22 protein-coding genes, 1 other RNA gene and 1 riboswitch are annotated in these 22484 nt (G+C 40.1%); of the genes, 4 read left to right on the forward strand and 19 right to left on the reverse strand.

Features of this window, described 5'->3' with window-relative positions; translation table 11 throughout:
• Position 1: 1 nt before the first annotated feature.
• A complete protein-coding gene (locus tag MHI58_RS10700; RefSeq protein WP_007500833.1) occupies positions 2 to 673 on the reverse strand; it encodes a ribonuclease H family protein in 672 nt (223 codons plus the stop codon).
• 94 nt (positions 674 to 767) lie between these two features.
• Between MHI58_RS10700 and MHI58_RS10705 the strand changes: the two genes are divergently transcribed.
• From MHI58_RS10705 to MHI58_RS10715, 3 genes are read left to right on the forward strand one after another with little or no spacing between them, the layout of a single operon-like run.
• On the forward strand, positions 768 to 1457 hold the full coding sequence (locus MHI58_RS10705) for a queuosine precursor transporter (RefSeq protein ID WP_007500834.1): 690 nt from the start codon (positions 768 to 770) through the stop codon (positions 1455 to 1457).
• A 1-nt stretch (position 1458) separates the two neighbouring features.
• Positions 1459 to 1854 (forward strand): reverse transcriptase-like protein, encoded by a 396-nt coding sequence (locus tag MHI58_RS10710; RefSeq protein ID WP_017359712.1) that lies wholly within the window; start codon positions 1459 to 1461, stop codon positions 1852 to 1854.
• Positions 1855 to 1897: 43 nt separating this feature from the next.
• Positions 1898 to 2023, forward strand: a complete 126-nt coding sequence (locus tag MHI58_RS10715; RefSeq protein ID WP_008346357.1) for a hypothetical protein — start codon at positions 1898 to 1900, stop codon at positions 2021 to 2023.
• 40 nt (positions 2024 to 2063) lie between these two features.
• Here the strand turns inward: MHI58_RS10715 and MHI58_RS10720 are convergent, their stop codons facing one another.
• From MHI58_RS10720 to MHI58_RS10750, 7 genes are all read right to left on the reverse strand, one after another.
• The gene (locus MHI58_RS10720; RefSeq protein ID WP_045035052.1) at positions 2064 to 2951 is read right to left on the reverse strand and encodes a 5'-3' exonuclease; all 888 of its coding nucleotides are present in this window, start codon (positions 2949 to 2951) and stop codon (positions 2064 to 2066) included.
• A gap of 274 nt (positions 2952 to 3225) precedes the next feature.
• On the reverse strand, positions 3226 to 3489 hold the full coding sequence (locus MHI58_RS10725; RefSeq protein WP_045035051.1) for a YpbS family protein: 264 nt from the start codon (positions 3487 to 3489) through the stop codon (positions 3226 to 3228).
• Positions 3490 to 3530: 41 nt separating this feature from the next.
• Positions 3531 to 7124: a dynamin family protein gene (locus tag MHI58_RS10730; protein ID WP_368004318.1), complete on the reverse strand. Its 3594-nt coding sequence runs from the start codon at positions 7122 to 7124 to the stop codon at positions 3531 to 3533.
• A 131-nt stretch (positions 7125 to 7255) separates the two neighbouring features.
• Entirely contained in the window at positions 7256 to 7363 is a 108-nt protein-coding gene (gene fbpC / locus MHI58_RS10735; RefSeq protein ID WP_306172627.1) for a Fur-regulated basic protein FbpC, read from the reverse strand.
• A 64-nt stretch (positions 7364 to 7427) separates the two neighbouring features.
• On the reverse strand, positions 7428 to 7937 hold the full coding sequence (locus tag MHI58_RS10740; protein ID WP_045035049.1) for an isoprenylcysteine carboxyl methyltransferase family protein: 510 nt from the start codon (positions 7935 to 7937) through the stop codon (positions 7428 to 7430).
• Positions 7937 to 9034, reverse strand: a complete 1098-nt coding sequence (locus MHI58_RS10745) for a type III polyketide synthase (protein WP_039165634.1) — start codon at positions 9032 to 9034, stop codon at positions 7937 to 7939. Before MHI58_RS10745 ends, MHI58_RS10740 begins: the two co-directional genes overlap by 1 nt.
• A gap of 319 nt (positions 9035 to 9353) precedes the next feature.
• On the reverse strand, positions 9354 to 9860 hold the full coding sequence (locus MHI58_RS10750; protein WP_041507047.1) for a GrpB family protein: 507 nt from the start codon (positions 9858 to 9860) through the stop codon (positions 9354 to 9356).
• 805 nt (positions 9861 to 10665) lie between these two features.
• On the opposite strand from MHI58_RS10750, the gene MHI58_RS10755 reads away from it, so the two are divergent.
• Positions 10666 to 11520, forward strand: a complete 855-nt coding sequence (locus tag MHI58_RS10755; RefSeq protein WP_041507046.1) for a polysaccharide deacetylase family protein — start codon at positions 10666 to 10668, stop codon at positions 11518 to 11520.
• Between the two features lie 64 nt (positions 11521 to 11584).
• Here the strand turns inward: MHI58_RS10755 and pbuX are convergent, their stop codons facing one another.
• From pbuX to MHI58_RS10810, 11 genes are all read right to left on the reverse strand, one after another.
• A complete protein-coding gene (pbuX, locus tag MHI58_RS10760) occupies positions 11585 to 12904 on the reverse strand; it encodes a xanthine permease PbuX (protein ID WP_041507045.1) in 1320 nt (439 codons plus the stop codon).
• The gene (xpt, locus tag MHI58_RS10765) at positions 12901 to 13485 is read right to left on the reverse strand and encodes a xanthine phosphoribosyltransferase (RefSeq protein ID WP_008346333.1); all 585 of its coding nucleotides are present in this window, start codon (positions 13483 to 13485) and stop codon (positions 12901 to 12903) included. Before xpt ends, pbuX begins: the two co-directional genes overlap by 4 nt.
• A 118-nt stretch (positions 13486 to 13603) precedes the next feature.
• Positions 13604 to 13703, reverse strand: a riboswitch (purine riboswitch).
• 341 nt (positions 13704 to 14044) lie between these two features.
• On the reverse strand, positions 14045 to 15550 hold the full coding sequence (locus tag MHI58_RS10770) for a carboxypeptidase M32 (protein ID WP_024718539.1): 1506 nt from the start codon (positions 15548 to 15550) through the stop codon (positions 14045 to 14047).
• A gap of 127 nt (positions 15551 to 15677) precedes the next feature.
• Positions 15678 to 17615 carry an ATP-dependent DNA helicase gene (locus MHI58_RS10775; RefSeq protein ID WP_045035048.1) on the reverse strand — a complete coding sequence of 646 codons (1938 nt, stop codon included), beginning with the start codon at positions 17613 to 17615 and terminating at the stop codon, positions 15678 to 15680.
• 75 nt (positions 17616 to 17690) lie between these two features.
• Complete coding sequence (locus MHI58_RS10780) at positions 17691 to 17888, reverse strand: hypothetical protein (RefSeq protein ID WP_017359721.1); 198 nt, start codon at positions 17886 to 17888, stop codon at positions 17691 to 17693.
• Between the two features lie 106 nt (positions 17889 to 17994).
• Complete coding sequence (locus MHI58_RS10785; RefSeq protein ID WP_039165648.1) at positions 17995 to 19149, reverse strand: class I SAM-dependent RNA methyltransferase; 1155 nt, start codon at positions 19147 to 19149, stop codon at positions 17995 to 17997.
• Positions 19150 to 19257: 108 nt separating this feature from the next.
• An RNA gene (rnpB, locus tag MHI58_RS10790) (RNase P RNA component class B) lies at positions 19258 to 19639 on the reverse strand.
• Positions 19640 to 19699: 60 nt separating this feature from the next.
• Positions 19700 to 20005, reverse strand: a complete 306-nt coding sequence (gene gpsB, locus MHI58_RS10795; protein WP_008344631.1) for a cell division regulator GpsB — start codon at positions 20003 to 20005, stop codon at positions 19700 to 19702.
• A 75-nt stretch (positions 20006 to 20080) separates the two neighbouring features.
• Positions 20081 to 20623 carry a DUF1273 domain-containing protein gene (locus MHI58_RS10800; protein WP_045035047.1) on the reverse strand — a complete coding sequence of 181 codons (543 nt, stop codon included), beginning with the start codon at positions 20621 to 20623 and terminating at the stop codon, positions 20081 to 20083.
• Between the two features lie 50 nt (positions 20624 to 20673).
• The gene (gene cotD / locus MHI58_RS10805) at positions 20674 to 20910 is read right to left on the reverse strand and encodes a spore coat protein CotD (protein WP_072368252.1); all 237 of its coding nucleotides are present in this window, start codon (positions 20908 to 20910) and stop codon (positions 20674 to 20676) included.
• A gap of 314 nt (positions 20911 to 21224) precedes the next feature.
• Positions 21225 to 22472 carry a ribonuclease H-like domain-containing protein gene (locus MHI58_RS10810; protein WP_368004319.1) on the reverse strand — a complete coding sequence of 416 codons (1248 nt, stop codon included), beginning with the start codon at positions 22470 to 22472 and terminating at the stop codon, positions 21225 to 21227.
• Positions 22473 to 22484: the final 12 nt, after the last annotated feature.

Here is a 22484-nt window from a genome sequence, read left to right on the forward strand (position 1 = left end):
TTTATTCAGCTCCGTCTGCTTCTAATTTCAACTTACTTTCGATGGGGACGTCTGCAAGTATCTGTCTGGCAAGCTGATCTGCTTCTGCATTTTGTTTACGATCGATGACTTCATATGTTGGCGTGAGCTTCAGCTCTTTGATCGCAGCCTCAATTCGGTCGAGCCATTTGTTATGTATATCATCATAACAAGGCCATTCTCCTTTGAGCTGATTCATCACCACAAGAGAATCTCCTCTAATCGTAACAGAGTTTCTGCTGGCTCCCAGTTCTTTTAAAGCTTTTACCGCTTCAAATAAAGCCGCATACTCTGCCTCATTGTTCGTGGTGCTCTGAAAAGGCTGATTCTTCCTTAATCGGTATGCATCCTGTCCGAGCTGATAATACACGACAATTCCAAGCCCAGCATCACCTGTTTCTTTGCGAAAACTCGCATCAAAATAGACCTGAAGCTGATCGGGTTCAAGCCTAAGTTCTTCGTTTAGCTTTTCAAGTTCTTTCGTCGACCACATCGCACCCTTTTCATCTTCAAATGATAGAAGTGACTGCGGTTCTTTTTTGTCTATATGTTTTGCTAAAAGCAAGGCCTCTTTGAGCTCCATCCAATCTTCTTGGAAAAAAGCAATGGACCCAATCGATTTCACTTTCATTGTATAGTGCGCTCTTAGTTTCATTGATCACATCGCCTTCCCATACTTTTAAGGTAAACGTTCGTTATGCTATAATCAAAAAGTTACATTTTACATTTAGAAAGGAAGTTCATGTCACTTGTTTAATGAAGGTATTTGGATCTTATTTGCGATCATTAATTTTATCATTGTTCTTCTATTTTATAAAGGATTTGGCAAGATGGGGCTTTTCGTCTGGATTGGTTTTGCAACAGTTGCTGCCAATTTACAAGTGGTCAAAACCGTTGAATTATTTGGCTTAACGGCAACACTTGGCAACATTTTATACGGCAGTGTGTTCTTTGCAACGGACGTCCTAAATGAAAAATATGGACAAACCGAAGCGAAAAAAGCTGTCTGGATTGGCTTTGCCACCCTTTTAACATTAACTGTTGTCATGCAGGAGGCTTTGCTTTTCCATCCCGCTCCATCTGACATTTCCCAATCATCATTAGAAACGATATTTGGCTTTATGCCAAGGGTCGCTCTTGGTAGTCTTGCTGCTTATATCATCAGTCAAATGTTAGATGTTTATGTATATTCGTTTATTCGCCGGATATTTCCTTCAGATGGTGCGCTCTGGCTGCGAAATGCGGGGAGTACAATGATTAGCCAGCTGCTTGATACACTCGTTTTCACAACCATTGCCTTTCTTGGGACCTACCCATTCCATATATGGATCGAAATTTTCATCACGACTTATGTGATTAAATTTATCGTCGCTGCCATTGGCACACCTTATGCCTATGCGGCGAAAAAAATGGTTCCGATTGATGAAAGGGGGAAATAAATTGCCAGCTGAAATATATATTGACGGTGCTAGTGCCGGAAACCCAGGTCCATCTGGCATCGGCATTTTCTTGAAATATGACGGAAAAGCTGAGTCTTTCTCCATTCCTCTTGGCATCATGAGCAATCATGAAGCAGAGTTTTCCGCGCTCATTGAAGGCATGAAAATTTGCGTAGAAAAAGGATTACGGACCGTTTCATTCCGCACTGATTCACAAGTAGTGGATCGTGCAGCCAATGCAGGATTTGCTAAAAATCCATCTTTTCGTCATTTTATCGAAGAAATGCTGCAGCTTCAAAGCGAATTTGATTTATTTTTCATTAAGTGGATTCCGAGCAAGGAAAATCAAGTGGCTGATCAGCTCGCTAGAAAAGCGATTCACCTTTCAAAAGGATGAATCGCTTTTCTTTTGGTTATGCTAATGTGTGAGGTGATACGAATTGGATAAAGAGAACAGAGGCCGTGTCACAAACGGAACGACTCCTCAAGGTGATGCGCAGACAAAAGATAAACAGCCAATATCGCAATTAGAAAATAAGGCGAAAAAAAGCAACACAAAGGGCTAATACATGTAGCCCTTTGTTTCTTTTCTGCATAAGAACAACCTTAACTGATTCCTAATTGACTTAAGCGGTTAACCATTGGTTCGATCCCTTTGATTTGATGCAAGCGAAGCATTGTCGCTGCCCGCTCTGGGTCCATTTTTATTTTTGTTTCGTCAATCGGACAGCTGAGTGGTACATCACATTTAATTTCTGCCAGTATACGAGAAAGCTTCAGATCTTCTAATCCTGCTTGCATTTTCTTTTGCTGAGCTGCCGTTAATGCATGAACATTTTCTAACAGTCGATCAATCGTTTCATACGTTTGAATAAATTTCAATGCTGTTTTTTCGCCGATTCCTTTTACACCAGGGTAATTATCGCTAGCATCACCCATCAGCGCTTTCATATCAATCAGCGCCTTTGGAGATATGCCCATTTCCTCTTCAAAAAGGGCTTTTGTATAATGCTTATAATTCCCGATGCCTTTTTGCATTAAAGCCACGGTCACTTGTTCATTCAAGATCTGCAGCAAATCTTTATCTCCTGTTAAGACGGTCACATGTGCTTCGTTTTGATAGATTGATGCAAGCGTTCCAATACAATCATCTGCTTCAAAACCTTTCACACCAATGTTCATGATCCCCAGTTCTTCTGTCGCCTCTTTTGCTAAATCAAACTGTGGGATAAGCTCAACAGGCGCCTCGCCTCGATTGGCTTTATAATCTTGAAACAATTCGTTCCGGTATGTCTGGCTCCCCATATCCCAGCAGCATACGATATGAGTCGGTTCAAATGTTTGGACAGCTGTTAACAAATGCTTCAAATAACCATTCACTCCATTTGTCGGCACACCACGATCATTTATCATAAAATTACGATGGACAGCTGTCGCATAAAACGACCTAAAAAGAAGTGCCATTCCATCTACAAGTAAGACGTGTTTATTCATTCATCTAAACTCCCTTTTTATAAACAATACTCCTATTCTATCATAGAACATCGAAACGAACATAAAAAAGGCGCCTTCTTCTTTTGATAAAGAAGAGGCAGCCCGATTACTTTTTACCATATTGCATTTTTTTCGTTTCCGCTTCTGCGTAGGATGGCATGCCTTTTTCCTTCGGCATGCGCTCCTTCTGCTGCTTTACGTTTTGCTTTTTTGCCATGATCATTCCCCTTTCTGGTTCATTTGTTAAGATGACCAAAAATGAGAAAGTTACTCTTTAATTCTGTTTACGCTGGGTGTATTCCTCCACCATCTCAATCGTGACATGTTTACGAAGCGGAACAATTCCGCCTCGGGCAAGCTCATTCATTTTAGACGTAATGGCGTTGATCTCATCTGTTGAAAATGGTTCATTGTGTTCACATTTTTTCACAGCCGATTCAATCGCCTGCTCTCTTTTTTGTTCAAGTGCAAGAAAAGATTGGATGTGGGCATGTTGTTTCTGTGAATGTGCAGAAATTTCTTCGTGTACGCTCGTCATCGTCTATCAACTGCTTTCTTTTTTATATAGTCTACCATGAATCATATCGTTTTCAACTGGTTCTTCCATTCATTTGTTTGTTCATAAACTTGTTCAATGACCGCCTGTTTTTCAGCATCTGTTGTAAGGCTCGTCATAAATGTCTGTTTTTGCTCATTGAGCTGTTGGAGAGCATCTTGTTCGTACCTTTCCGTATAGGTCTTCACTAGCTTTTCATATCTGCTCAGCAACTCTTCTTTTTCGTTATCTGCCCAACGTGTTGTCATTTGATGTAGAACATCTCGAATGGCTTCAATAAACGTAGCCTTTTCATTTTGTTCAAAGAAGGCTTTCGCTGATTTTTGTTTCTTTAAAAGCGGCTCAAATGGTGTAATCTCTGCTTCGACTTCAATTTGTTTTAGCTCAGCATTTTTCTCCTCAGCGGCTGACAGGCTGAGAGAAAAGTAAGGATCTTCCGCACATGCAGCCTGCATCCCTTTTTCCCACTCCTCCTGGAAATAATGGTGGATAAACGATTCCATTCGGATATCAAGTGCCTTGAGCTCCTGCACAAATTCAAATTCATACTCCTTTAACGCTTTCTCAAGTGCCATTTTTAACTGCTGACCAAAATTCCCTTGAGATATGCCAGGATAAAAAGCCGACTTTAATAGATCATTCGCAAATAATGAAAGCCGCTGTACAATATGATAGAGCTGTTCATGCACGTCTTTTTTTACGCTTTCGGTCACAAGTTTAGACCGTTTCACATCTTGCATTTTTTCGAGAATGGCTTCATAGGATGTCTTGATGTTTTTCTTTTCAGCTTCTTTCTCATCTTCTGATTGATGCAAGGTCGCACGTAGTCTATCGACCGTTGTACATAATGTATTAGCTTCAAAATGCAAAAGTTCAATGGCATCTTTCGTTAATTCTTCCTCAATAAAATAGTCGAGCTGTTTTCTCAGTGTTGCATATTGATTATAAGATGTCGGCTCTTTCCCTTCGATCTCTTCCTTACTAGACACATGATGCAGGTTTGGATTGCGGATGCCTTCTTTTGTGAGCTCGCTTCGTACATAGTCAAATACGGTTTCAAGCTCTGCTTGATCCTTAGCCAAATCAGCCGCATTGATGATAAAGAACATTTTATCCATGCTAAAGGAATCTTTTACGAGTCCAAGCTTCCGTAAAAATGAGCGATCAGCTTTTGAGAAAGAATGCTGATAATACGTTAAATAAAGAAGGGCGTCTGCATCCTTCATATACTGGAAGGCGATTTCTGTATGACGCTTATTCATACTGCTAGCACCTGGTGTATCGACAATCGTCAGCCCTTTATCTGTCAGAGGTGTACTTAAATACACCGTCACTTCCTTCACCACACAAGAAACAGATTCTTCCGCTACATAAGGCTTTAATTCTTGAAGTGTGACATGTAAATTGGTTTGGTTGTCAATGTCATCATGAAACTTGGCATAGGCTTGTAGAAAATGTTCTACAATGATTCGGTGATCCTGTTCGAGCTGCCGTTTTTTCAGCACTCTTTCCAGCTTTGCCTTAAATGAATCTCCTTTTTCTGTTGTGATCGAAAATCCAAGAATCTGATCGAGTTCCTCTAGAATGTCCTGCTTGGTTTTAAACACCACTTTGACACTTTCATGAGGATGATCTTCCGTAGGTCGTGTCAGTTTGTTAATTGTTGCAGTTGTTGGCGTAGGAGATGATGGTAACACCTTCCGTCCAACAAGCGCATTGGCAAAAGAAGATTTTCCAGAACTAAAAGCGCCAAATAAAGCGAGTGTAAATTCTTTTGCCTGTAGCCGTTCTGTTCGTTTTTCAAAGGAATCTCTTTGAGACTTTAGAATATCTAAAGGCGATAAAATGCGGGAAAGCTCTTTAAATTGTGCAATCGATTGTGCTGTTGTTAAATGCTGCGATTGACGGTATTGATCGCGCTTTGTCCGTTCAGCAGCTTGATCGCTCTCTTCAACATGAATTGATGCGCGATTCTTCTCCAGTTGGTCGTGCTGCATCCATTGCTTTTTCGCATAAAACCAGTCACCTGGGATAGGCTCATCCGTTCCGTTTTGCCAAATATCCCATAAATGCTGAATATCCTGTCTTATTTGTTCATTTTTTTCGTTATACCCCTCAAGGCTCTGAAGCTCTTGTTTCGCTTGCTCCCATTTTTTCTCTTGCTTCTCCTGTTCATTTTTGAGCTGGTCTTTCAAGGTTTCAATCATCTGTTCAATCAATTGAAGCGCTTGCTGTTTCGCCTGTCTTTTCAATGCTTCACCAGCATCTTTCGCATATTGAAGAACATATTCGTTAGAAAAAGTTGCCCCTTGGTGAATGACCTTTTCAAGCAGGGATTCTTCAATAGGTGTCTCAAATGCCATGGCTTTGTCTAATAACGCTTCCCCAAGCTGATGCTGTTTTATTTCTTTTTTGAGGAGCTCGGCAATGTGCCAGTCAACTTCCGCTTTCATTCTCTTTTTTACATCTGCTAAGAAATCATTTGCCCGCTTTTCCTTTTCCTGCTCGGTTTTATTTTTGGCAAAAAGTAAACCTACTTTAAAGCCAGGTGCTTTTGATTCGATATAGTCACTTGCAAGCTCTCGCATCTTAAATGGCGTGAGGTTTGCATTTTTTAAGATGTTCTCTACTTCAGAAGACACTTCATCTTCTACCTGCTTTGCACCATTTTCAATAAATCGGCGTTTCTCTTCTAGTTCTTTCACTTCATTCCTTTTTTCTTGAAGCTGCGCGTCAAGGTCCTCTTCATGCAGTTCTTCTTTTAACGAGTCTATATGTTCTTTTAAAACATGTTCGATTTTCTGCTCTGTATAGGCTCGAAGTGATGCTTTAGGCATGGTTTGTAATTCTTGTAGTTTCTTCACTAAACGGATCATTTCGTTTTTTGGGTGTGCCTCATCCGTCACGGAAGTAAAATATAGATGTTCTTCTTCAATGCCTTCTTTTAAAAGCATCTCAACGACTTGTTTTTTGTAGTTTTCAAAAGTTGTCTCTTGTTCATCATGCCGATCCACTTGATTGACGATGAAATAAAGATTGGGCACTTTCTCTTTAATCGAGCGAATGAAGCGAATGTTTTCTTCAGAATGGACATGGTTATAATGAATGACATAAAAAAGAGCATCCGCTTGATGAAGAATAGAAGCAGCGGATAAAAAGTGCGCATGATCCGTTGAATCAATTCCCGGCGTATCAATGAGTGCCACTTTTTCTTCAAGTCCACTATAATCACCGCTAATTTCCACCATCTCAATTTGTTCCCCATCTTTACAAAAACGCTGCACCGCTTCTTTATCATAAGAACCGCTCATTTTTGCAAAACGTCCATCAGACGTATGGAGCTGAACTTCACTGACCCCTTTCCTGACAACAACCAAGTTTGCACTCGTTGGAATTGGGCTTGTGGGCAGGATGTGTTCATGAAGAAGATGATTCACTAGTGATGACTTACCAGCAGAATAGTGGCCGGTAAATGCGATATATACTTCTTCTTCAGCTTCCTTTTTCATAATAGATGCAAGTTTGGCTGCGCGCTCGTGATCATCCCTTTTCAGAAGGCTTTGATATAAAGCACCTGTAGTTTGAACGAGCGAATCTCGAATAGACAAGTCTTTCATGACGATAAACCCCTTTGTTTTTAGAAAAGTCAGTTATGTATGTGTACCATTTTACACAAAATAAAGAGATTTTTCTTCTGATCTGAGGAAATAAAAAAATCTGCTGCCCGATCAGTCGCAATGGACTGCAATCAGGAAGCAGATTTTTTTGAAACACCTTTTAATACGAAGCCAATCAATAAGCTGTATACACAGACCGTACCGAGTAAGAAAATCATTGTCATGTGATCACCGTCCATCCTTCATGATTGAGAATGTTTATCATTAATGAAAGTGTAGCACAATTGATAATGATTTTCAATATTAATTTAGTAAATACTGATTCAGTGCTTTTTCTTCTGTTTGAATTCTGACCATCATCATCCATCCATTTAAACACGTAAACAAAATGGCAGTAATAAATGCGTTAAATAGCAGCGGAATGAACATCAGTTCAATCGCCACCACCACATAGTTAGGATGCTTTAACCAGCGATACGGCCCCTTTTTCACAATCATCGCATTTGGAACGACTAAGATTTTTGTATTCCAAAACGTTCCAAGTGAACATAGTGCCCAGTACCGAATCACCTGGGTAGCAAACAGAAACACAAGCAGCAATAGGAAAAAACGAGACGGTTGACGATGCAGCAGCCATGTCTCTCCAATAAGCGAGAGGAAAAAAGCTGCATGCATAGCGACCATATAAGGATAATGGCTTGCACCAAATTCAATCGCTCCGAGCGCCTTCACTTTCTTTTCATTTCTTTTCGCCACAAGCATTTCAATGAGACGCTGACAAATGAAAATGCCAATCACTATCCAGAAAATCATCACGAGAGCCCCTCCCATTTCATGAGCAATAATTCTGACGAAAAGCCTGGACCAAGTGCTCCGCAAAGCCCCACCTGTCCTGCATCTAGTGACTGATGTTCAAGAAAATGCTTCATGACATATAAAACGGTGGCAGAGGACATGTTTCCATGCTGTTTCAGAACCTCTTTTGAAGAAAATAGCTGATGCTCTTGTAAAGATAGGCTTTCAAGATAGGCATCAATCACTTTTTTTCCTCCAGGGTGAGCAAGAAATACAGATACATCCTCTGTTGAAAACCCTAGCTGATGTAAAAATTGATCCACTTGCTCTTTTAACCACCCAGAAATGATGGATGGAATGTCACGTGAGAAGATGACCCGAAATCCGTCGGCGGTAAAATCCCATCCCATCACATCCTCAGAATCTTTCATGGTCACTGACTGCGTGCCAAGCACTTTAGGTACTGTTTTTAACCGCGTATACTTAGAGGCAGCCTTTTCTCCAGTTAAAAGAACGGCCGCAGTCCCATCACCAAACAGCGAGGTTCCAATTAAATTGCTTTTTGATTGATCTTGCGGCTGAAAAGTGAGGCTGCAAAGCTCGCAGGCAACAACGAGCACTTTCGCTTCTGGATACGCCCTGATGTATTCATAAGCTCGAGATAAGCCTGCCGCCCCGCCCCCGCATCCTAACCCCCAAATTGGCACTCGTTTCGTATAAGGAGAAAATGGAAGAACATTCATCAGCTTTGCATCAAGACTTGGTGTTGATAACCCTGTACTGGAGATGAAAAACAAAGCATCAATCTCATCAAAAGGAACTGGCATTGTAAGAAACGCTGTTTCATGCAGACAGTGAAAAACGGCTTCTTTCGCATGTGCCAATGCTTTTTCGATATAGAGGTTGTTTTTCTCTTCAAAAGAGTGATGTTCTTGATACCAATCAATAGGCTGTACAAACTGCCTGCTCTCTATTTCGCCATTATTAAAAGCTTTTAATAGCCGATCAATATCTTTAAACGATCGTTTAAATTGAGACCTTGCAAATTGAGCAGCTGCTTGCTGATCCACATGATGTTTTGGCAGACTTGTTCCAACTGAAAGAATGTATGCCATCGGCTTCACCTCTTTTTTCGGTTAATATCCCCAATCAAAAAAAGGATATACATGCCAAAACGACACAATTCAGTCAAAATATTTTCCTCCGTCTAACTTTTTGTCTTGACGACAATTGATAAATATTGGATAATATAGGTGAAAACATGATGTAGTTTTCCTCCTTCACAGGTTCGTTCCAAGCCAAGCGAACCTGCTTTTTTTATGCAATTTATGTTCAAAAATAATGGTGATTTAATGAAAAAAAAAAGAACTCCGTTAATTGGGAGTTCCTCTGTGAATGACCTCTCTTATGAACATCTAAATAGCAAACCCTCACCTATATCTTTTCGAGGATTGACTTAATAAAAGCAGTTTTTTCATGTGCGTATTTGTGTTTATCATTTCCATGTAATCTTGATAATTTAAGTTTAAGCTGTTGGTACTCACTTCTAGCTTGCTCATTATTTCTCAAGTAATCTCTGAAATTTAACTGTTCAAGTAAATACTTATTATGTCTTTGGTACATATGGATTTGATGTGTTCGTGGTTCTCCTTTATTAAAGTAGTGTCTTTCAGGTAATACGTCTGTTCCTTTATATGAGTAACCGAGTCCTTCCAACGCTATTACACATTTTTCTCCATCAAAAAAATGTTCTATTTCAATTGCAATATCAATAATTGGCTTAGCGCTTAAACCTTTTACTGCTGTACTTCCAATATGGTGTACATTGATTATGTATTGACCAATATCACCTATTATCTTTCGCTTTTCACTTTCAAATTCTTTTGTCCACTCAATAGACCAAGGAACTAAAAAGACTTCCCCTCTTGGTAATCCTAACATTTACTTATCCCACCTTTTAACACCCATTTGGAGAATGTTAATAAACCAACTTTATCATAGGTCCCATATGGAGAGAGCAGACAGATTTCAACAATCATCCTATTCGTTTAGATCTATTTCTTGGTTGATGTCATTCAATACGATTCTTAACCATTCACTCTCATCTTAGTTTTATATCTAAAGAACAAAAATGATTATTAATAGAGTTAGTTAACATAGCTTTATGCAAAAAAACACCTCTCAAATGAGGAGTGCAGACCGTAGACAAACCCCACCTTTACTTCAAGTAAAAGTGCTGTATGAAAGGAATAAGCAAATGACTTTTCACGTTCACCTTTTACATAGTAGCCAATCTCTGATTCAGTTGTACTGACTTTGCTTTCTTTTGTTTCTTCTTTATTTTGTAGGGTAAGAGCTTTTCTCTATGTATTTCGCGATTGATAGCCTCTATCTCCAATATCCACATGAGCATCCTTTTTTTCAATGAAATCGGCATTTTACAACACTTTCATACGGAATCTCCTTTCACTTCGCATTAATGGTTAAATCTGTTGCTATCTTAGCGTATAAATACCAACTTTTCGATCACTATTCAGAATTATTTCATTTAAACATGAATGGATCACCTTTTTTTCTGATCAACACAAATAAATAACCATAAAATACTAATTTATTTGATGATTATATATGAAAAGGGGTTTTTTTCCTGTATACTTAATCAATATGAACACCATGAAAAACAGTGAAAAAAGACAGAATCTACTACATGATTCGGCACAAAATTTAATTGACTGGAGTGATTGTCATGAAAAAGGTGTCCAAAAAACAGACACCCTACAACACGATATTTCTCTCGAAGATAATTGGTTTAGTGCTTCTTACACTGTTTCTCGTTTTTATCTGGGATATGTCTAAACTCCATTTGCAGGCGACAAATGGGCAAGCAAAAATTGTTACTAGCAGTGACTTCCGAGACACAAGTATCAGTCTGAAAGCAAAAGATCATTCTACAAGAACATTGGATCAACAATTTAAGACCAATCCAAACCAACAGGCAACGAATAAAACGGTCTTTTTAACATTTGATGATGGCCCTACAGCTACATCAAATCAGCTGTTAAATGTCTTAAAAGCACATCAAGTGAAGGCGACATTCTTCATGCTTGGACCACAAATCCAAGCTCACCAAGCAGCGGTGAAAAGACTTTATCAAGAAGGACATCAATTAGGGCTTCATGGCATGACGCATGATATAAACCGCTTTTATCAGAACAGTGAGTCTCCCGCAAATGAAATGAGAGAAGCTCAGCTCATTCTTGCTTCTGTTACAGGCGTTTACACCCGTCTTGTGAGAACACCTTATGGCAGTGTTCCAAATTTAACATATGATCAAAAAGTACGTTTAAACCAAAATGGCTTTATTTACTGGGATTGGACGATTGATAGCCTTGACTGGAGATATAAAAACTCACAATATGTTCAAGAGGTATTGAATCAACTGCAAATGTTTGAGAAAAATAAACCATGGGAACCAAAAGTTATTTTAATGCATGATCAACCCTCTACCACGAACTTTTTAGATAGCCTGATTACACAACTAAAAGCAAGGGGCTATACTTTTGCAGTCATTAACGAAACAATGCCGCCGGTACAACATTAATAGCACTAATCAAAACAAGCCCGTATCCAAAGGATGCGGGCTTTCAGCTCTCCAAGAGAAGTGATTACATAACAGATTGCTTAGGTTCTTCCATTAGCTCCTGCTCTGTTTCTTTTTTAAAAGGAATCATGTGATAAATAATATGAAGCAAAATAGCGGTAAAGCTTCCGGCGACAATTCCGTTACTTGTTAACAATTTAATCGATTCTGGCAAATGATCAAACATTTGCGGCACAACCGTTACTCCGAGCCCGATGCCAACTGAGCATGCGACAATGAGTAAGTTTTCCTGTTTTGCAAAATCGACGCGTGAGAGCATTTTAATCCCATACGCAATGACCATGCCAAACATGGCGACCATTGCACCGCCTAGAACGGATTTAGGAATAATCGTTGTAAATGCCGCGATTTTAGGAAAAAGGCCAAATACCATTAATAATACACCTGTCACCACAATGACCTGATTTTTCTTCACACCTGTTAATTGGATCAATCCAACGTTTTGGGAGTAGGCTGTGTATGGAAAAGCGTTGAAGATACCGCCTAATAAGACGGCAATTCCCTCTGCACGATATCCCTTTGCTAAATCTTTCTCTTTTAATGAACGATTCGTTAAATCTCCGAGCGCAAAGTATACACCCGTTGATTCGACTAATGACACAATGGCCACTAATGTCATCGTCATGATTGGTGCAAACTCAAAAGTAGGCAACCCAAAGTAAAAAGGTTCAATGATGCGGAAAACTTGTGCATTCGCCACTTCTGCCGTCTCTACCTTCCCTAAGAAAGTCGCAACTGCTGTCCCAAGTAGAATGCCGATTAAGATGGCAATGGCTTTCATGAATCCCTTTGTAAATCGATAGAGAAGGACAATAATAAACAACACTAGAAAAGCAAGTCCAAGATTCTCAAAAGAACCATAGTCTGCACTTCCTTCACCACCTGCCATATTGTTCATGGCTACCGGAATTAAGGTAATTCCAATGATCGTGACGACGGAACCTGTGACAACGGGCGGGAAGAATTTCACAAGCTTCCCAAAGAAAAATGAAAGAGCAATGACAATACACCCTGCCGCGATAATACTTCCATATATAGACGAAATTCCATATTTAGAGCCAATCGCAATCATAGGAGATACCGCAGTAAATGTACAGCCTAGTACAACAGGCAAACCGATGCCAAAAAAACGATTTTTCCATACTTGAAGCAGTGTGGCGGCACCGCACATGAAAATATCTGCCGAAATTAAGTACGTCAGCTGGGCTGGCGTGAGCCCAAGCGCATCTCCAACAATGAGCGGGACAAGAACCGCACCTGCATACATCGCCAGTACATGCTGTATCCCTAGCGAAAGGGTTTTGGCTTTTTTAGTGGCACTCATGATTGTACCTCGCGTACAAACGTGACTTTTCCTTCCTCAAGCGATTCGATACGTGCGAGTGACTCGACTCTATAGCCCATTTGCACAAGCTCTTTTCTTCCAGGCTGGAATGATTTCTCGATAACAATTCCAAAACCAGCTACTTTTGCTTTCGCTTGCTTTGCGATTGCAGCTAGTCCCTTAGCGGCTTCTCCATTTGCTAAAAAGTCGTCGATGATTAACACACAATCATCCTCACTAAGGTGCGTGTTAGAGACAGCGATCGTACTTTCTACTTTTTTGGTAAAAGAATACACACTTGCTGTCAAAAGGTTATCCGTTAAAGTCAGTGATTGCCGCTTTCGGGCAAAAACAACTGGCACATGAAGGGCAAGTCCAGCCATGACAGCAGGTGCAATACCAGAAGATTCGATTGTGATAATTTTAGTAATTCCATCATGCTTAAATAATCTAGCAAACTCTTGACCGATCTCATGCATTAACACAGGATCAATTTGATGATTTAAAAAAGCATCTACCTTTAGCACTTGATTTGACAGAACGATTCCTTCGTTCTCGATCTTTTGACGTAACAATTCCATCATTCTTCCTCCCAGCATATTAGCAACTTTCATTTTTTTGCATAAAAAAAGCATTGCTGTCCATTAAGGAGCAAGCAATGCGAAAACGATCCACGGGATCTTCAGCTCATACAAAAGCTGTTTCATTTTGCTCACTCATAGTCGGACGGTATCGGTGTCCGGTAGAAACTTGCGTGCCTTCATCACGCGATTATATGAGTGTTTCATAGTGTTCAAATTATAACAAGATTTCAGACGCTTGGAAAGCACTTTTCTAGAAAAATACCGAACTTAAATAATCATTAAGCTTTAAACGTTCGTTTTTAGAATATTCAACCAGCAAAAAAGCACCCTGCTGATTAAAGGGTGCCTCAGATTGTTGACAAAGAGCTAAAATGAACTTTACTTTAGCCCTTTGTCTTCTTTTCAGCGTGATAGAAAACCTTTGCAGTCTAGGAAGGGCGAGCACCGGAGCAGAGCGAATTTAACACTCGTGAGCACCGGCGCGCAGACCCTGACAACGAATGCGAGGGTTTGTCTACACGCTGAAGCACCCTTCTGATCAAAGGGTGCCTTTCATTTATGATAAATACAGTTTCGTGTACTTATCTGTTAAATAATCAATTAAGTATTGAACATTTAATTCTTCACCAGTTGCGTCTTGAATGATCTCAGATGGCTTTTTCCGTTTTCCGTGCTTGTGGACATGTTCAGTTAGCCATTCTTTTATCGGTGCAAAAGACCCATTTTGAATCAGTTCATCAAAATTCGGTAAATCTTTGATCATTTGCTGTTTTAATTGCGCCGCGTACATATAACCAAGTGCATATGAAGGGAAATAACCAAAACTACCATCAGACCAGTGAACATCCTGCAAAATACCAAGCGCATCGTTAGGCGGCGTAATGCCAAGATATGCTTTATATTTTTCATTCCATAACGCTGGCAGATCTTCAACGGCTACTTCTTCATTGAAAATGGCTTTTTCAATTTCATAGCGAATAATAATGTGAAGCGGATACGTGAGTTCATCTGCTTCAATTCGAATGTAAGTCGGCTTCGATTCATTCACCGCATGCACAAATTCTTCTAAAGTGACATCTTTAAATTGTTCAGGAGATGCCTCTTGCAGCTTTTGATAATACGTTTTCCAGAAATCTTCATGTCTGCCGATAAAGTTCTCAAAGAAAAGAGACTGTGATTCATGAATACCCATTGATGTCCCGTCACATAAGAGCGTTCCGCTCAGTGCCTCATCAATATTTTGTTCATAAATGGCATGGCCGCATTCGTGAATGGTGCCAAAGATCGCCATGCGAAAATCGTGCTCATCATAACGCGTCGTCACACGTACATCCCCTCTGCTTAATGTCACAGCAAATGGATGAACCGTTGTATCAAGTCGTCCTGCGTCAAAGTCATACCCTAACTCTTTTAAGAAAAAGAGACTCAGCTCTTTTTGTTTGTCGATCGGGAAGCTTTTCGATAAAAACGAAGTATCTGGTTTATTTGGCGAAGCTTCAATTTTTTTCACGAGAGGAACGATGGCGTCTCGGAGTGCACCGAATTTTTGATCGAGTTGTTCAACCGTCATATCCGGCTCATAATTATTGAGCAGCACATCATATGGTGTTTTTTTCACGCCCCAGTACTGAATGAAACGCTTGTTAAAATCAATCAGCTGTTTTAAATAGGGTGCAAAGAGTGAAAAATCTGATTTCTCCCTTGCTTCTACCCAAACATGTTCTGCTTTTGATTGAAGAATGGAGTATTCTTTAAATTCTTCTTTTGGAATTTTACTGTTTTCATCATATTCTTTTTGCGATAATTCGAGTGCCTTCTGCGTGTCTTTTGACAGCTTTTCTTTCTCTTTATTTAATGCATCAAGAAGATCTCTCATTTCATCAGAAGTCTTCATATTAAAGATATCGCTGGATAATTGACCGATGGTTTCTGCTCTGAAATCAGCACTTTTTTTAGGCGCTTGTGTTCGAGAGTCCCAATAAAGTAAATGAAGCGCCTCTGTATAATGGGCGATTTTTCCTAGTAATTGATAAAACGCTTTCTCTTTTGATTCAAGACTCATGCGTTCGTTCCCCCAATCAATAAAATATGTATGTACGTTTCAAGGCTACTTCAATAAATGTTCTTTTGTCAATGAAAAAGGAGGATACGCTGATCGTATCCTCCTTTTATTGAATGGTTTTCTATCATTAAGAGATCACTGGCCTTACTGGAAGAACGGATTCAATTTTACTTTGCAGCTCAATATCTTTCTGACTGCCAAAGTAAATATGAATGCTGCCAGCATCTTGGCTTGTCCGAATCAGTCTCCCAATGCCCTGCCTGAGACGAAGCAGCATGTACGGAAGGTCTACTTCAGTAAATGCATCTTTCGCTTCATTCCGTTTTGCTTCAAATACTGGGTCATGCGGTGGATATGGAAGTCCCCAAATGACCACATTTGTTAGAGACTGTCCTGGAATATCCAGCCCTTCCCACAAGTGAACGGAACATAACACAGATGTTTCATCCGCTTGGAACTTTTGAACAATGGTACTGATCTCCTCGTCTCCTTCAAAATACACATGGAAAGGCAGTGATTCATTTGATGCATCGAGCTGCTTTCTAAATACATGCAGTTCATCAAATGAAGGGAATAAAATAAGAGATCGACCGCCATTTTCTTTTACCTGAGATAGCACGTGCTGACCTTTTACAGCTGACTCTGTCATTGGCTGCTGAATTCCGTGGAAATACATTTGCATTTGCTCCTCATAATCATACGGCGAAGCCACACTCATGGATAAATAATCTTTGATCCCAAGGCTTTCAGCTAAATAATCAAATGATTGATTTTCAGATAACGTAGCAGATGAGAAAATATAAGGGATTTTTTGCGAAAATACCTTTTCACCGAGAACTTCTGCTACCGTTTTTGGCATGACGACAAAGGTGGTATCTAATTCTTGCTTCTCCAGCCAGCTAATGGCATTTTTCTGATAAAGCGACAGAGAATACGCCATCTGCTCAATGTACTCTTCCACAACAGACAATTCGTATTGATCAATTGTGTACATCTCTGATTCAAATACGAGCGCTTCTCCAATCTTCTCAAGCAAATCACATAATTCACTTGCTGAACGCTTTACCTCATCTACACGACCAATTTCAAGACGGTGTGATCCTTTGATTTCTTTGGCATTCGTTTTTAAGAGATAAAAGAACTGATCGTTTGTTGCAAGTGCATCTTCAACAAGCTCTGCAAACTCTTCACGAATATCATTTTGCAAGAGACGCTCCAAAAACGTCTCAAGTGTTGATTGCTTCACTCGGTATGTTAGCGCTTTTTGTGCTGCAAATTCAAGAAGATGTCCTTCATCAAATACAACAGAGCTATGCTCAGGAAGGAGCGGCAGCTGTCCTTCACGTTTACGTGACTCCTTTGTCCATACATGCTCCATGTAAAAGTCATGAGAACAAATGATGAGATCTGTTGCTTTTCGGTAATGGTCTCTTGATAAATTCAAGCCACAGCGGTGCCGCATGTCGCACGTTAAGCAGTCCTGAAAAGAGTCATAACCAATTCTTGACCACTCATCATTTGTTAATTCTGGATACTCTTTTCGATCACCATACGGATAAAATGTCTGCATCCCATGAGATTCATGAACAAATGAAGGAAGCGATTCATAAATATCGAGCCACTTCTCATCATCTTCACGTTGCATCGTTTTCTCTAGTTTCTTTAAGCATAAATATTGATCATGCGATTTACTTAATCTCGCATCTATTTGAATATCAAGGTGATTGGCAATTTTATAGATATCACCTTCTTGTTTGACCAGCTGTTCAATTAACGTTTCGTCTGCACATGCAATGATCGCAGGTTTCCCTGTATATCTTGCATATGTGACCGCAAATAAAAGATAAACGATTGTTTTGCCTGTGCCTACCCCAGCTTCGGCAAACATCACACTTTTTTCTTTAAAGGCCCTTTCTAACTGAAAAGCCATGAATATTTGTTCATCTCGAAGATCAAAGCCCTTTTCTGGCAAAATGTCATAAAAAACATCACCAATCCAGTTGCCCAGTTCTTCGTAAAAATTATGTTCTTTTGTTAATGAAAAAGGCAAACGAGATGCTGTCACCTGCTTCAACCCCCAACTTTTGAATCATTCAGACATTCAATAGTAACATTTATGCTGGGGTATGACAATCTTTTTTTAAGAGCGCAGGCGATGCTGGTAGCTTTCCTTCATTAAAAATGCGTGCTCTGAATGGTCTATGTAGTTTTGAGCCATTGCTAAGTTCTCGATGGCTGCCGTAAGTTTAGCAGATTGTCCCGTTTCAATCCCTTCTATTTCTCGGGCTGTTGAAGCGAGTGCTTTTTGAATTAACTGAAATTGATCATAATGAATCATGAAGACACCTCTTTTTTTAAAATCAAGTTCAGTTTATTCCGTCCCGTCAAGACTTATACCGTTTTAGCATAAAAAAATCCACACCTTCTCGTGGTGTGGACATTTGTTACGATTCAGTTGTTTGCTTCCTAGGCCGACGTTTTCCCCAGTATTGATAATAGTCTGTTTTAATAAATCCATTAAACAGTTTTCTCTTTTTCGTCGCTTTTCTTCCGAAACACTCTTCGAATTTTTCATGTGACGTTAAAATGTAAATGGACCACGTATCTAGGTTTTTCAATGCTTCGCCCATGCCTTGATACATTTTTTCCACAGCTGGCTTATCGCTGAGACGTTCACCGTAAGGCGGATTTCCGACAATCACACCATACTCATCTTTTGTTTGAAAGTCTTTCACTTGCATTTGCTTAAATTGAATCAGTTCACTAAGACCAGCTTCTTCTGCGTTCAGTTTCGCAATCTCTACCATACGATGATCAATATCGCTCGCGATAATGTGAAGCGGCTGATCATAGTTCGCCTTTTCTTCTACTTCAAGGCGTGCTTTGTTCCAAACGTCCTCACCGATCCATTCCCATGATTCAGATGCGAACTCACGGTTAAATCCAGGGGCAATGTTTTGTCCAATCATCGCTGCTTCAATAGCAATTGTTCCTGATCCGCAAAAAGGATCGACAAACGGACGGTCAGGTGTCCAGTTCGTTAATAAGACAAGCGCCGCTGCAAGGGTTTCTTTAATCGGCGCGCCCCCTTGATCTGCACGGTATCCACGTTTATGAAGACCCACACCAGACGTATCAAGCGTCAGCAATACTTTATCTTTTAAAAGCGCTACCTCGATTTTGTATTCAGGGCCTGTCTCTTCTAGCCATTCAGACTGTATGTTGTAAGATGATCTAAGTTTTTGCGCAATAGCCTTTTTGACGATGCGCTGACAATCCGGCACACTGGCAAGCTGAGATTTAACAGATTTACCAATGACGGGAAATGTGCTATTTTTCGGTAAAAATGCGGCCCAGTCAATGGCTTTAGTCTGTTCAAAAAGCTCATCAAATGTTCTAGCCGAAAATTCAGCAACTTGGACCTTGATCCGGTCTGCTGTACGCAGCCATAGATTCGCACGGCAGATGGCAAGCGCATCTCCTTGAAAAATAACTTTTCCGTTATCTACGGTGCACTCATACCCGAGGTCTCTTACTTCTTTTGCAACTATCGCTTCAATTCCCATTGGCGCTGTTGCGATGAGTGTATAGGTTTTCATTTGTTTATCACCTGTTTTCTCGTTCTTTTCTTAATCAAGATAAAAGCTCTCCATATGTAGAAATAGGAGAGCTTTGATTTCATCATGTTTATGATAACGGATATAACGTTCTGTAAGCCATGTTTTGTTCCATCGTACTGCAAACGGCAAAAGCCTCGTACTCAGGTGGTAATCATCTATCTACAGAATTCTCTGTCCTTCTCTCCGTTTGGTTCCTTTGAGAAAGTTCCCCTACCAAGTTTGGGTTTCTCGCTCGAGGGGTTTACCGCGTTCCACTCTCACCATTTCTAGTGAGACTTCGTCACTGTGGCACTTTCAAGGATACTTTGCCATATCCTAAAAGGACGTAGGCATTTTTCCTGCCGTCAGCCTTTCCCAGGCTGCCCTGGCTTATTTTTTCGCCAGGCACGAACACTACGGGCATCTCAGCACCGTGCGAGCATGGACTTTCCTCTGCAATGTCAAAGCATTACAGCGATTACCCGAACGTTAATCAACATGCGTTATTATAAACGACAATGTCATCTGACACAAGCTTTTTTGGTATTACTCAATCATAAAGTTTGCTGCCGAAAACGTGTTTCTCAAGATTAGATAGTCTTTTTAAAATATCAAAGTTTGTTGTATTGGACTGTGCAGGCTGTCTTTTCCCTTGCTCAACCGCTTCTTCAAGCTGTTTTGACAAGTGAAGGTTTTCTTGTTGGAGTTTTTCAATTTCTTGATGGAATGTCTCATAGTCTTTAATGACCATATCTAGAAATTTATCGACTTCTTCTTGTTTATACCCTCGGACACCTGTTTTAAATTCTTTTTCTAAAATTTCTTTCGCAGAAAGCTTTACTTTATCAGCAAGCATCTTTTTCACCTCATATCGTGAATTCATAGTATATTTTTTCAGAAATACGTGACGTTGTCAAATTTTCTCTTGCTTTTAGTCAAAAAACGGATCTTCCGCCTCAACCTGTGCTCTTAAATCATCCATTGTGATATACATAATTGGGTAGTCGGTATAGGTTTCAGCTTCTTTGATCATATATTTTGGCGAGCCTTCGTGCTCGGGATCATATAAGACGAGAAGGCCGTCCGTTTTTTCAATAAAAAAGCGGTTCTTTTGTTTAAATTGTGCCGGACTTTCATACGGTCTATGCGTGACACTTTCTACAAAATCAGCTTGTGCAAGAACGCCTTCATACAGCTCTTTATTTTGTTCATTCCAGCGCTCTTCCTGTTCATAAAATGGTGTAATGACAGCAAGTTTTAAATCTGGAAACTCCTCTTGAAGCTCAAAGACCACTTCAGCTGTCCATATTTCTGCCCCTAACTGACCTGAAATGAGCACCCATTCCAGCCCGTCTTCAATGAGTGCCGTCAGCCTTTTCCGAAGTTCCGCTTTTATGTATTGAAGTGCAGGCTCGTCTTGTTTGAAGATCCCAAGCTCAAATGGCTTGTACCCTGTGACAGCAATATTTTTCATTTTTTCACCTGCTTTTAAAAAAAGGGACTTATAAAAGTCCCATTTTCACTTTATCTGTTACAGCAAGGTCCACCGCAGTTAAAGTGTTGATGTGTTGCCGGGTCCACCTGAGAAAACGTATGCGGGAAGTAGTGAACATGTTGGAAATTTTGGTGATGAACATTTGTTACATGCTGCGGGTGGATGTGCGGCACAATTGTAGTTGACTCACTGTGCGTACAGCAGTGATTCGTTGGATGTACAATTGGCTGTGTAACATTTGGATTGCAATGATGATGATGGTACATGTAGCATTCCCCTCTCCTTGATTTTCTTACATTAATAATGTATGAATCAAGAGGTGTACATGTACTAATGCATTAACCTATTTTAAAAGTTTGCAAGAAAAACATCTTTATAGTTTGAAAACACAAAAGCGACCAATATGACAACAAGAAAAAACAAGTAGAAAAGACCCTTATACATGCTCTACGCTCCTCATTCAATATCTAACGTTATTTTACAGGATTCGTGACTTTTCTACAATAAAAGTGCTAAACAATTTTTATTTTCGGCCGAGAGCCGAACGTTGTCATTTTTTGCGCTTTCCCAGGCAATAATTTCATTGCCCAGCTTTTCTTAAGAGCCTCTTTTCTCGCTTGTCAAGTTCCACAATGTCTCGTTCACTTAAAGACGATCGTGATAACAATGTTTGGGTAATGGAAAGGGCTGCTTTTGGATCTTTTTGACGGTGTTCTTCATACTTTGCAAGCTCTACACCCGCTTTTAATCTTAAATGAACATCACTTGATTCAAATAGACGTCCCCATATGCATGCCGCTTCATCCCATTGTTTTAATCGCTTGTACTGTAACGATAGATCATAAGCTGCTTGATCCGCATGCTCAAACGCTGCTCCCGTTAATTCTTGCAGGTGCTTTGTTGCTTCCTGCACATCACGGTGAGCAAGATGCCACTTAGCTAATGCATATTTCTCATCGTCTTCCTTCACCGCATCTTTGGATAAGATTTTTTTAGACAAATGAATGTAGAGACTGATTAACGATAAGACATCAAGTTCATTGTGAGTCAAAATTCCTTCAATCAGTTTCGGGTTTTGTTCCTTTAAAAAGTGAAAATAGATCATTGGTGCGAGGAACCCCGGTGTATCTCCCTCTCGATTGACGTGCAGTTCCTCTTTTTCTACAACCGAAAGAGCCATACGCTCATATTTATGTTTCCACAATCTCCTTGACCCATGCAGAAGGTCAAAATGACCAAATTCAGGTAGAGCAGGTATTTGATCGCGTAATAATGTATGCCTCGTTTTGACTTGAGGCCAATCAAATGATTTTCCATTATATGTCACTAGCGATTCAACATCCACCTCACTAAGAAAGCTTTTGTAAAGTGCCGCTTCATTTCCTGGATTTGTGAGCAAATGTTGCTTTACCACTACTTTATCTGAATAAACTCTCGCATGCCCAAGCAGAAAAATCATATTTCCCGTTCCGCCAGATAGTCCTGTTGTTTCTGTATCGAAGAAAAATAGCTCGTGAGGCTTGTAGCCTTTTGCAGAAAGTGAATGCTGAATCTCACTTTTGTTCCATGCACTCACCATCTCCGGCAGTTCTGCAAATGAATATCGCCCATGCTGATGGTCAAGTGGATAGGTCACTTCCCGAATGAGGCAGAAAGAATCTTCAAAGTAGTAAGGAGCTGCACCTAATTCCCCCCACTCTTTTAGAAATGGAATGTTTTCAGCCGTCACAGTGGGCGTTTGTCCCTCTTTTACTGCCCCACGCTTTTCATCTGACTGATTGTGCGACAGGTGTTTTTTCATTCTGTTTAATTTTCCTTTTAATGACATGAGTAGGTCTTT

Source organism: Bacillus sp. FSL K6-2869, from assembly GCF_040869405.1.
Lineage (GTDB): Bacteria > Bacillota > Bacilli > Bacillales > Bacillaceae > Bacillus > Bacillus altitudinis.